The sequence below is a fragment of the Microbacterium sp. NPDC055683 genome (assembly GCF_053617895.1).
Genome location: NZ_JBSHGQ010000003.1, coordinates 145,643 through 155,903, shown reverse-complemented (window position 1 = coordinate 155,903; position 10,261 = coordinate 145,643). Strand labels below are relative to the sequence as shown.

Below are 10,261 nucleotides of genomic sequence, written 5' to 3'. Positions count from 1 at the left end.
TCCGGGCCCGGCGGCGCGCCAGCGGGCCGCCGGGGCCCCCCCCCGCGGGGGGCCCCCCCGACCGCGTCAGAAGCGCAGCAGCACCTTGCCGGCGCGACCGGGCGCCGCGCTCGCGGCGGCAGCGGCGCGCGCCTCCTCGAACGGGAAGACCGCCTCGACGGGCAGCGCGACCTCGCCGGAGCCCACGCGCTGGAAGAGCTCGCCGATGAGCGCCCGGCGCTTCTCGGGCGCCATGGTCGCGCTGACGCGGCTGCCCCAGAAGCCCTTGAGCGTGGCCTGCTTGAAGATGAGGTCGCCCGACGACACCTCGAGCCGGCCGTCGGCCATGGCGCCGAACGACACCAGCGTGCCGCCCTCGCCGAGCAGCGACAGCAGGTCGCCCGCCGCCGAGCCTCCCACCGAGTCGACCGCGGCGCGGGGCTCGGCGCCCGCGAGGATCGCGGCGGCGCGATCGCGCCATCCCTCCGTCTCCGTCGAGACGACGTCGCCGATGCCGACGGCGGCGAGCTCGTCGACGCCGGCGTCGCGCCGCACGAGTCCGAGCACCCGGACGCCCCTCGCCCGCGCGAACTGCGCGACGAGCCGGCCGACGGCGCCGTTCGCCGTGTTCTGCACGATCCAGTCGCCCTCGCCCACCTCGAGGAAGTCGAGCAGGCTCAGCGCGCTGAACGGCATGGCGACGAGCTGCGCCGCCGTCTCGTCGGGGATGGCGTCGGGCACGGGGATGAGGCCGGCCGCGTCGGCGACGAACTGCTCAGCCCACACGCCGAACGTACCGCCCGTGACGACGCGCTGGCCGACCGCGAGCGCGTCGACGCCCTCGCCGAGTGCGTCGACGACACCGACCGCCTCGGTCCCGGCGCGCGCAGGCAGCTCGGGCTTGTAGCCGTACGTGCCGCGGATGGTCCACAGGTCGTGGTTATGGATGGGTGAGAGCACGGTGCGGACCCGCACCTGGCCGGGGCCCGGTTCGGGTGCGGCGACCTCGGCGACGTCGAGGACGTCGACGGCCTCGCCGAAGACGGGATGGACGAGTGCGCGCATGGTGATGCCTTTCGTTCGTGTCGGTCGGGCGGATGGCCCGTTCTCACGCCAGGAGGATGTCGGTCGTGAGGAGCGCGGAGCGGAACGCCTCGCCGTCGCGGCGGAGCCGGTCGACGAGCGCGGCGCCGAGCCACAGCTGGTACAGGGAGGCGGCGAGGTCGTCTGCCGGGCGACGCTGGGGGATGGTCCCGTCGGCGTGGCCGACGGCGATCGCCGCCGCGAGCAGCGCGACGAGGCGCCGCACGCCGTCGTCGAGCGTCTCGCGCAGCGGCTCCGAGTAGCCGGACACCTCCGCGGAGAGCTTCACGACGAGGCACCGCTCGGCGGATGCCTCCCCCGCCTGCCCCGCCCAGGCCTCAGCGAGGCGGCGGATGCGCTCGCGCGCCGTGCCGCCCTCCGCGAGCAGCGCCTCGACGGCGGCGAGGTAGCGCTCGACGTACCGGTCGAGGACGGCGACCCCGAACGCCTCCTTCGACGGGAAGTAGTGGTAGAACGACCCCTTCGGGACGCCGCACGTCGCGAGGATCTCCTGCAGGCCGACGCCCGTGAAGCCCTTCGCGCGGATGAGCTCCTCGCCCGTCGCGAGGATCGCGTCGCGCGTGAGCTCGGCCTTGGCGGTGCGGGTCATGCTCCCATGCTACGTGCCAGAATAGACCGGTCGTCTTGTTTTCGGCACATGCTCAGCGCGCACTCGGCGGCACCCTCAGACGGCGGCGCCCCTGCCCGCTCGGAACGCCGACACGGTGGGATCGCCGGGGATCCAGAACCGCCAGGGGAAGGCGCTCGTCCCCGCGATGCCCGCCACACCGACGCGGGGGCCGGCGACGGCCTCGACCGGCCGGTCGGGGAGCTCGAGCCGCGCCACGGCTCCCGCCCGCTCGATCTCGTCCACCGCGTCGATCCCGTCGTGCAGCGGATGGCGCAGGCCCACGGCGTCGCCGAGCCGTCCCGGCCCGCGCGCGAGATCGCGCGGTGCGCGGACGACGCCCCTGGCCATCCGCCGTCTCGTCGCGATCTGCTCGCCGCGCACGATCTCACCCCCGCGGAGCAGGATGCCGCCGGCCTCGCCCTCGGGCCCGCACACGACGTTGACGCAGCTGTGGATGCCGTGGCTGAGGTACACGTAGAGGTGCCCCGGCTCGCCCCACATCGTGGCGTTGCGCGCCGTGCGGCCCATGCGCGCGTGCGATCCGGCGTCGTGCACGTCTCCCGTGCCGAGACCGTGGTACGCCTCGACCTCGGTGAGCCGCACGGCGACCTCCTCGCCGTCCACGAGCGTCGTGAGCACGCCGCCGAGCAGCCGCGGCGCGACGTCCGCCGGCAGGCCGAGCAGCTCCGCGCGCGCAGCACGGTGGAGCATCATGCCGAGACGCCGTCCCACGGGCCGACGTCGCACCAGTTGATGTCGAAGCCGTCGAGCGTCGACACCGTCTCGCCCGTCGAGATCTCGACGATGTGCGTGCGGACGGTCGCCGGCAGCGGCTGCAGCGCGTCGTACCCGTACGGGTTCGTCGTGAGGTCGGGGGCGACGAGCGCCGCGATGTAGCGTCCGCTCGGCGACACGCATGTCTGCAGCAGCCCATCGGCGCCCGTCGCCTCGAAGAGCGGCGTCGCGGCACCGTCGTCGTCGACGAAGGCCACCGTCTGGGACGTCGGCACCCCGTCCGCCCCGAAGGTCACGAACTCGCGCACCGTGCCGCCCCCCGGCACGGGCAGCACCCGCCCCGCCTGGCCGAGGTCGTCGGCCGGGGCGACGAGCGCGGTCTCGTCTCCCGTCGTGAGGTCGAGCTGCACGCCGCCCGCCGCGTCGAGCCGCTCGACGAACGCCGTGTACGTGCCGCGCGTGACGGCGTCGATCGACATGGCCTGGCCGAGCACGGTGGGCGAGGGCTCGTCGGCCTGCGGATCGTAGATGACGAGATCGCCCGCGAAGTCGACGTAGAGGAGCGCCGTCGAGTCGGGCACGAACCGCCAGCTCGCGATGCTCGGCTCGTCGTCGGCCACGACGAGCGGCACGGGCTCGGACCCCGTGTCGTCGAGCGCGACCGTGAAGAGCACGCTCGCGCGCCCCTCCGTCTCGCTGAGCCCGTGGTCCGTGTACGTGAACCCCGCGAGGCGCCCCTGGGCGGAGACCTGGAGTCCCGTCACGTCGCCCTCGCCCGGGAGCGGGATCTCGCGGGCGTCGCCGCCGTCGCGGTCGAGGACGAGGAGGTGCGAGACGTCGTCCTCCCGAACCGAGACGACGATGCGGTCGGACGTCGCCCGGAAGTCGTCGATGGTCTCGGCGGAGTAGACGGGCACGGCGCTCTCGCCGGAGAGGTCGCTGCGGAAGATCGTGTCCTCGCCGTCGGCGCCGCGCTGCAGCAGCAGGATCTCGGCCGCGGGTGTCGTGAACGAGGTCTCGAGGGTCGCGGCCGGCCCACCGCCGATGCTCTCCGCGCCGTCGATCGCGATCGTGTACTCGGTCGCGTCGTCGAGCGGCACCGTGAACCGCACCCCGACCATCCGCCCGGACGCGTCGACCGTGAAGGGCGTCTCGGGCGTCACGGAGACCTGCGCGGGGTCGATGGCCGCGAGTGCCTGGTTCGCCGTCAGCACGATCCGGCTGCCGGAGACCTCGACGGCCGCGGCGGGATCGACCTGCACGGAGCTGACGCGCGGTCCTTGTGCGAGGCTGAGCGCCGCGCCTCCCGCCGCGAGCACGCCGAGCACGCCGACGACGGCGAGGACGGCCGCGAGGAAGCGGCCGGCCGGGCGCCGCGCGTCGTCGGAGCCTCGCGAGGAGGGCTCCCTCCCCCGGCCACCCCGCTCGACGACCGGCGGAGGGACGGCCGACGTGTCCGGCGGAAGGACGGCCGACGTGTCCGGCGGCTCCGAAGCGTTCGCCGCGGCGGCGCGCTCGCGAAGCTCGCGGCGACTGAGGGGGCGATCCTCAGTACTCATAGGGGTCCTCCGGCTCGTCGACGACCGTGATCGTCTCGGGCTGGATGGCGAGGGCTCCGGAGGCGTCGGCCGTCACGACCCCCTGCACCTCGATCCATTCGCCGACGGGGTACTCGCCGGCGGCGTCGGCCGCGACCGACACCGGGATCGACGCCGGCTGCGCGTCGATCACGCAGTGCGTGATGACGAGCCGGCCGAGGCGCAGTCCGCCGTCCGAGCCGTCGGCGGGCGCGACGTACCCCGTCAGCGTGATCTGCTGGCCGGCGTAGGCATCCGGGTTCGTCGCGGTCGCGAACACCGACGACCACTCTCCGACGCCGAACGCGCTCGTGTCGGCGGCGCCGAGGACGACCTCGTCCGCCCCGGCGAAGAGGGGCGGTGTGCCCGTGTCGCGATCCATGGCGAGCTCGACGGACAGCGACGCGGGCGGCAGCACGAGCGCCGCCATGGCGACGGCAGACGCGGCGAGGCCCGCCACGGCGGCCATCGCCGCCGACGCACCCCGCGCCATCCGCCGGCATCGAGGAGCCGCGCCGTGGTCGTCGACGTCATGCGCGGACTCTGCGCCGTGGTCGTGGCCGTGCTCCGACTCCGCTCCGAGCGGGAGCGAGAACGACCACACCGAGCCCGCGAGCACGAGCACGGCCATCCCGACCGCGAACCACGCCTGCGCGGGGTTGATGTACAGCTGCAGCCGGCCGGTGAGGGCGAGGCCGATCGTCACGACCGCGAGGAGCGAGGTGAGGCCCACGCCGAGCCAGCGCGTGCCGAGGGCGGTCATCCGGTGATCACGCAACGAGGTTCACCCCGATCCCGATGACGAAGGCGGCGAGCAGCACGACCGCGACGATGCCGGCGAGCACGCGGCCCGTGAACGTCGTGCGCATGAGCGCGATCATCTTGACGTCGACGATCGGGCCGACGAGGAGGAACGCCACGAGCGACCCCGACGAGAACGTCGAGGCGAAGGAGAGCGCGAAGAACGAGTCGACGTTGGAGCAGATGGCGACCGTGATCGCGAGCAGCATCATCGCGACGATCGACAGCACGGGGTTGGATCCGACCGCCACGAGCACGCTGCGCGGGATGAGCACCTGCACCGCACCCGCGATCGCCGATCCGATGACGAGGGCGGGCATGACGGCGCGCAGCTCGACGACGAACTGCGACACGCTGCGCCGCGCGCGCCCTCCCGTCTCGTGCGCGACGGCGTCGCACGTGTCGCGGAAGCGCTCCGTGAGCATGCGCTCGGGGTCGGGATGGCGGCTGTACAGCCATCCGACGAGGTTCGCGATCGCGTACCCGCCGAGCAGGCGCGCGACGAGGATGCCGCCATCCCATCCGAACGCCTGGTGGGTCGTGAGGATGACGATGGGGTTCACGATGGGCGCGGCGACGAGGAACGTCAGTGCGTCTGCCGGGCCGAGGCCGCGCATGAGCAGGCCGCGCGCGAACGGCACGTTGCCGCATTCGCACACCGGGATGAGCATGCCGAGCAGCGACAGCACGGCCCGTCGCGCCCATGCGCGTCGCGGAAGCACTCGCTCGATGAGGTGCGGCGGCACCCAGACCTGGATGGCGATCGAGAGGAGCACCCCGAGCACGACGAAGGGCAGCGACTCGATGAGCACGCTGAGCGCCAGCGTGAGACCGTCCTGCGCGCGCGTGGGGAGGGCGTCGGAGAACAGCGAGGGCAGCAGGGCGTCGATGAGGAAGAGGGCAGCGACGAGGGCGGCGCCGACCCCCAGCCCGACCGCGACGCGGGCCGGGCGCGACGTGTCGGCGCGCTCGCGGGTCGTGGCTGTCACGCGGTGGCGGCGTCCTTCTCGGCCGCGCACTCCGCGCAGAGGCCGAAGATGTCGACCATGTGCTCGGCCTCGCGGAAGCCGTGACGCGCGGCGGTCTCCTGCGCCCACGATTCCACGGGCGGCGCCTCGATCTCGACGGCCTTGCCGCAGCGGCGGCAGATGAGGTGATGGTGGTGGCCCTGCGAGCACGCGCGGTAGAGCGCCTCTCCGTCGGGGCTCTGCAGCGTGTCGGCCTCGCCCGTCGCCGTCAGGCCGGCGAGGGCGCGGTAGACGGTCGCGAGCCCGATGCCGGTGTTCTCATCGCGCAGCAGAGCGTGCAGCGCCTGGGCGCTGACGAATCCGTCGGCGCCGGTGAGGGCGTCGCGCACGCGCTCGCGCTGCCACGTGTTCCGCTGGGCCATACGAGCGATTCTAGGCCGCGCGGCTATCCCACGGCCGGGGCGGGGCTGGACGCGGGCTGTGCGTCGGCGACGCGGACGGCGCGGTCGCGACGCCACGCGACGAGACGGCAGACCCCCCAGATCGCGAAGGAGATCGTCGTGATGTAGGGGCTCACGGGAAGCGTCCCCGCGATGGCGAGGAGGATGCCGCCCACGGCCGACACGAACCCGAACAGCGCAGACAGCAGCGGGACGGCGAGCGGGCCGTGGCTCACGCGCATGGCTGCGGCGGCGGGGGTCACGAGGAGCGCCATCACGAGGAGGGCGCCGATGATGTGCACGGCGACGGCGACGATGAGGCCGAGCAGGAGCATGAAGAGGATGCTGAGCCGCCGCGTCGGCACGCCGCGCGCCTCCGCCGACTGCGGGTCGAGCGAGTCGAACCGGAGCGGGTTCCAGACGAGCAGGAGTCCCGCGAACACGACGACGCTGATGGCGATGAGCCAACCGAGGTCGGGGTTCGAGACCGACACGATCTGCCCCGTCAGGAGGCTGAAGCGGTTCGCCGACCTGCCCTCGTACAGCGAGAGGAAGAGGATGCCGAGGCCGAGGCCGAACGGCATGAGCACGCCGACGACCGAGTTGCGGTCGCGGGCCCTGGCGCCGAGGGCGCCGATGAGGAGCGCCGCGACGACGGCCCCCGCGAGCGAGCCCACGACGACGCTTCCGCCGAAGAGCAGCGCTGCCGCCGCACCGGCGAAGGAGAGCTCGCTCACGCCGTGCACGGCGAACGCCATGTCGCGCTGCATGATGAACACGCCGATGAGCCCGCCCACGATGCCGAGCGCGGCGGCCGCGACGATCGAGTTCGAGACGAGCTGCAGCAGCGCTCCGTAGTCGTCGAACGAGAACACGTCGCTCCACTCGACGGCGGGGAGGATCGTCATGCGTGGGCCTCCGCGTCGTGGTGGGCGTGGTCGTGATGCTCGTGCGGATGGTGCGGCTCGGCGTCGGGGATGCCGACGACGACGAGGCGTCCGCCCGCCCGCAGCACCTGCACGGGGGCGCCGTAGAGGTCGCTGAGCACGTCGGTGCGGAGGACCTCGTCCGGCGCTCCGAGCGTGAAGCGCCCGCCCGCGATGTAGAGGATGCGGTCGACGGAGTCGAGCACCGGGTTGACGTCATGGGTGACGAACAGCACGGCGGCCGCCCGTTCGCGCCGCTCACGGTCGATGATGGCGCTCACGGCCTGCTGGTTGGCGAGGTCGAGGCTGGAGAGCGGCTCGTCGCACAGCAGCAGGCTGGGCGCGTCGACGAGCGCCTGCCCGACCCGCAGACGCTGCTGCTCGCCGCCGGAGAGCGAGCCGACGGGGTCGTCGGCGTAGCGGGTGGCACCGACGGCCTCGAGCAGGGCGTCGATGCGCGCGCGGTCTCCGCGGCGGGGGATCGGAAGGCCGAAACGCGCGCCGTTGACGCCGAGCGCGACGAGGTCGCGCGCACGCAGGCTCGTCCCCGGCACGAACGGCCGCTGCTGGGGGATGTACCCGATGCGGCGGCTGCCTCGGCGGACGGGGCGACCCTCCACGCGGATCTCGCCCGCGCTCAGCTCGCGCAGGCCCAGGATGGCGCGGAGCAGCGTCGTCTTGCCGGAGCCGCTGGGGCCCAGCACCGCCACGAACTCGCCCGGCTGGACGGAGAGGTCGAGCCCCGACCACAGCTCGCGTCCACGCAGGTGCAGGGCGGCGCCGCGGATGTCGAGCACGGGATCGGTCACATCGCTCACCCTATCCCCGGATCGATAATCATTCTCTGCGAGCGGGGCCCGCCCGCGCCCGAGGACGTCAGTCCGCGAGAGCGGTCTCCAGCGCGTCGATGTTGGCCGCCATCCACGAGACGTAGGTGTCGCCGTCCGGCAGCGTCTCGCCGTACTCGACGACGGGCACGCCCGCCGCATCCGCGGTCTCGATGACGCGGGTCGACTCGGCGCCCGCCGTCTGCGTGTTGGTCACGAGCACGTCGACCTCGCCGCCCTCGATCGACTCGATCGCGGCGAGGAGGGTCGCGGGCGCGACGTCCTGCCCCTCTTCGACCGCCTCGGCGAAGCCCTCGGTCGTCACGTCGTCGAGGCCGGCCGCTTCGGCGAGGTAGCCGCCGACGGGCTCCGTGAAGAAGACGGTCTCGCCCTCGTGCGCCGAGGCGACCTCGGCGAGACGGTCGTTCAGTCCCTCGATGTCCGCGACGAGCGCCTCGGCGTTCGCCGAGATGTCGTCGGCGGCGTCGGGCAGGAGCTCCTCGAGCTCGGTCGCGAGCGCCTCGACGAAGTGCTCGACGGCATCGGGGTCGTACCAGACGTGCTCGTTGAAGCCCTCGATGTGGTCATGCCCCTCGTGCGCGTCTTCCTCCTCCTCGGAGTGGTCGTGCTCCTCCTCTGCCTCGCCGTCGGCCGGGTAGGCGTGCGAGTACTCGACGACCTCGAGCACGTGCTCGGTGCCGGCCGCCTCGACGAGCTCCTCCATGAAGGAGTCGTATCCGCCGCCATTGAGGATGGCGATGTCGGCGCCGTCGACGGCGAGCTGGTCGCGTGCGGTCGCCTCATAGGAGTGCGGGTCCTGCGTCGGGGAGTCGATGACGGCCGTGACCTCGGCGGCATCGCCGACGAGCTGCTCGGCGAGCGAGGCGTACACGCTCGTCGAGGCCACGATCTGGAAGGCCTCGTCGCCGGCGGCCTCGTCGGAGGTCGTCGCGCATCCCGCGAGGGCGACGGCGGAGACGGCGAGGAGGGCAGGAGCGAGCAGACGGCGTTCGGGCATGAGGGCGATCATACTCGGAATGAGAATCGTTCTCAAATCGGGGCGAACGCCCGTCAGCCCTGACGCCCCTTGAAGCGCGGGTTCAGCTTGTTGATGACGTAGACGCGGCCCCGCCGACGGACGACCTGCGCTCCGGGCTGGTTCTTGAGCGACTTGAGCGATGCGCGGACCTTCATGACGACCTCCGTTAGTGAGAATGATTCTCACTAAGGTAGCGTGTCCTGCAGCCGCCGTCCACGAAGGAGGAGACCCCATGCCTCAGACCGATGTGCTCGCCGTGGTGGGGACCTGTCCGCCCGAACGCCACCGCTACGCCGCGGACCTCGCCGCCGACACGGCGCGCACGTTCTTCCCCGCAGCGAGGCTCGCGATGGCGCTCGACCCCGTCGACGAGGCCCTCGCCCTCGCCCCCTGGGCGGAGACCGCGTCCGGCGCCGTGGTCGAGTTCCCCACCGGCACGCCCGTCACCGAGGTCATCGGCGAGTTCGCCCATCCCTCATCCCCCGCGCGGCTCATCGGCATCACCTGCGTCGTCGACGCTCCTCACCTTCTCGACGATCTCGGCCGCGACGACTACTTCGCCCACCGCGCACCGGGCGGTGCCCGCACCTACCGGGCATGCGCCCTCGCCGCCGTCACGCACATCGAGTACGCCTCCACGATCGTCCTCGTCGGGTGGGACGCCCTGACGACACCCGACCTGTCGCGCACCCTCGCCATCCTGAGCAGTCTCAGCCCTCGCGCACGTCTGCGCCTGCACCCCTCGCCCTTCCCCGCACCCGAGCAGCCCGCCGAGTACACCGCCGGCCAGGAGCGGCCGGGATGGATCGCCGTGCTCAACGACGACCACGCACCGCACATGACCGACCCCCGGGTATCCGCGCTCCGCTACGAGGCGCTGCGCCCGTTCCACCCCGCCAGGCTCGCCGCGCTCCTCGACGGGCGGATCGAGTCCGGCGACTTCGGCACCGTCCTCCGCTCCGCCGGCTTCTGCCGGCTCGCCACCCGGCCCGGCACCGTCGCGCACTGGGAGCACGTGGGCCGCATGCTGTCGCTCCAGCCTCTCGCGACCGACGCCGAGCTCGGGGCGGACGAGGAGCTGCTCGCAGCCGGGCAGGACCTCGCCTTCTTCGGCCTCGACCTCGACCTCGCTGCCCTCGCCGAGGCGCTCGACGCCGCCTGCCTCACGGACGACGAGGTCGCAGCCGGTCGCGCCGCATGGGCGCTCCTCGATGACCCGTTCCCGGTATGGGAGGGGGCCGGCACCGATTGATGC

General features: G+C 73.0%; 12 protein-coding genes. 1 reads left to right on the top strand and 11 read right to left on the bottom strand.

Translation table 11 applies throughout. The annotated features are described in order from the left end of the window. Positions 1–66 precede the first annotated feature (66 nt). The 11 genes from ACWGPF_RS02690 to ykgO all read right to left on the bottom strand — a co-directional run bounded on the left by ACWGPF_RS02690 (position 67) and on the right by ykgO (position 9,161). Positions 67–1,044: a zinc-binding dehydrogenase gene (locus tag ACWGPF_RS02690; protein ID WP_452331350.1), complete on the bottom strand. Its 978-nt coding sequence runs from the start codon at positions 1,042–1,044 to the stop codon at positions 67–69. Positions 1,045–1,087: 43 nt separating this feature from the next. Further along, complete coding sequence (locus ACWGPF_RS02685) at positions 1,088–1,672, bottom strand: TetR/AcrR family transcriptional regulator (RefSeq protein ID WP_452331349.1); 585 nt, start codon at positions 1,670–1,672, stop codon at positions 1,088–1,090. A gap of 75 nt (positions 1,673–1,747) precedes the next feature. Next, positions 1,748–2,407, bottom strand: a complete 660-nt coding sequence (locus ACWGPF_RS02680) for a DNA-3-methyladenine glycosylase (protein WP_452331348.1) — start codon at positions 2,405–2,407, stop codon at positions 1,748–1,750. After that, positions 2,404–3,987 (bottom strand): hypothetical protein, encoded by a 1,584-nt coding sequence (locus ACWGPF_RS02675; protein WP_452331347.1) that lies wholly within the window; start codon positions 3,985–3,987, stop codon positions 2,404–2,406. Before ACWGPF_RS02675 ends, ACWGPF_RS02680 begins: the two co-directional genes overlap by 4 nt. Continuing rightward, a complete protein-coding gene (locus ACWGPF_RS02670) occupies positions 3,977–4,768 on the bottom strand; it encodes a TIGR03943 family putative permease subunit (protein ID WP_452331346.1) in 792 nt (263 codons plus the stop codon). The genes ACWGPF_RS02675 and ACWGPF_RS02670 overlap by 11 nt, the downstream gene beginning before the upstream one ends. A 7-nt stretch (positions 4,769–4,775) precedes the next feature. Further along, positions 4,776–5,795, bottom strand: a complete 1,020-nt coding sequence (locus ACWGPF_RS02665) for a permease (protein WP_452331345.1) — start codon at positions 5,793–5,795, stop codon at positions 4,776–4,778. Next, positions 5,792–6,196 (bottom strand): Fur family transcriptional regulator, encoded by a 405-nt coding sequence (locus ACWGPF_RS02660; RefSeq protein ID WP_452331344.1) that lies wholly within the window; start codon positions 6,194–6,196, stop codon positions 5,792–5,794. The genes ACWGPF_RS02665 and ACWGPF_RS02660 overlap by 4 nt, the downstream gene beginning before the upstream one ends. Positions 6,197–6,219: 23 nt before the next feature. Further along, entirely contained in the window at positions 6,220–7,122 is a 903-nt protein-coding gene (locus tag ACWGPF_RS02655) for a metal ABC transporter permease (protein WP_452331343.1), read from the bottom strand. Next, the gene (locus ACWGPF_RS02650; protein ID WP_452331342.1) at positions 7,119–7,949 is read right to left on the bottom strand and encodes a metal ABC transporter ATP-binding protein; all 831 of its coding nucleotides are present in this window, start codon (positions 7,947–7,949) and stop codon (positions 7,119–7,121) included. The genes ACWGPF_RS02655 and ACWGPF_RS02650 overlap by 4 nt, the downstream gene beginning before the upstream one ends. A gap of 67 nt (positions 7,950–8,016) precedes the next feature. Continuing rightward, positions 8,017–8,985 (bottom strand): metal ABC transporter solute-binding protein, Zn/Mn family, encoded by a 969-nt coding sequence (locus ACWGPF_RS02645; protein ID WP_452331341.1) that lies wholly within the window; start codon positions 8,983–8,985, stop codon positions 8,017–8,019. 53 nt (positions 8,986–9,038) lie between these two features. Then, a complete protein-coding gene (ykgO, locus tag ACWGPF_RS02640; RefSeq protein WP_067949122.1) occupies positions 9,039–9,161 on the bottom strand; it encodes a type B 50S ribosomal protein L36 in 123 nt (40 codons plus the stop codon). A gap of 77 nt (positions 9,162–9,238) precedes the next feature. Here ykgO and ACWGPF_RS02635 point away from each other — a divergent pair, with 77 nt between their 5' ends. Then, complete coding sequence (locus tag ACWGPF_RS02635; protein ID WP_452331340.1) at positions 9,239–10,258, top strand: GTP-binding protein; 1,020 nt, start codon at positions 9,239–9,241, stop codon at positions 10,256–10,258. Positions 10,259–10,261: the final 3 nt, after the last annotated feature.

What these genes read in the sequence shown, in the direction of transcription:
- ACWGPF_RS02685 (WP_452331349.1), bottom strand. Translation starts at nt 1,672, where the DNA reads ATGACCCGCACCGCCAAGGCCGAGCTCACGCGCGACGCGATCCTCGCG.
- ACWGPF_RS02675 (WP_452331347.1), bottom strand. Translation starts at nt 3,987, where the DNA reads ATGAGTACTGAGGATCGCCCCCTCAGTCGCCGCGAGCTTCGCGAGCGC.
- ACWGPF_RS02660 (WP_452331344.1), bottom strand. Translation starts at nt 6,196, where the DNA reads ATGGCCCAGCGGAACACGTGGCAGCGCGAGCGCGTGCGCGACGCCCTC.
- ACWGPF_RS02645 (WP_452331341.1), bottom strand. Translation starts at nt 8,985, where the DNA reads ATGCCCGAACGCCGTCTGCTCGCTCCTGCCCTCCTCGCCGTCTCCGCC.
- ACWGPF_RS02670 (WP_452331346.1), bottom strand. Translation starts at nt 4,768, where the DNA reads ATGACCGCCCTCGGCACGCGCTGGCTCGGCGTGGGCCTCACCTCGCTC.
- ACWGPF_RS02635 (WP_452331340.1), top strand. Translation starts at nt 9,239, where the DNA reads ATGCCTCAGACCGATGTGCTCGCCGTGGTGGGGACCTGTCCGCCCGAA.
- ACWGPF_RS02690 (WP_452331350.1), bottom strand. Translation starts at nt 1,044, where the DNA reads ATGCGCGCACTCGTCCATCCCGTCTTCGGCGAGGCCGTCGACGTCCTC.
- ACWGPF_RS02655 (WP_452331343.1), bottom strand. Translation starts at nt 7,122, where the DNA reads ATGACGATCCTCCCCGCCGTCGAGTGGAGCGACGTGTTCTCGTTCGAC.
- ykgO (WP_067949122.1), bottom strand. Translation starts at nt 9,161, where the DNA reads ATGAAGGTCCGCGCATCGCTCAAGTCGCTCAAGAACCAGCCCGGAGCG.
- ACWGPF_RS02680 (WP_452331348.1), bottom strand. Translation starts at nt 2,407, where the DNA reads ATGATGCTCCACCGTGCTGCGCGCGCGGAGCTGCTCGGCCTGCCGGCG.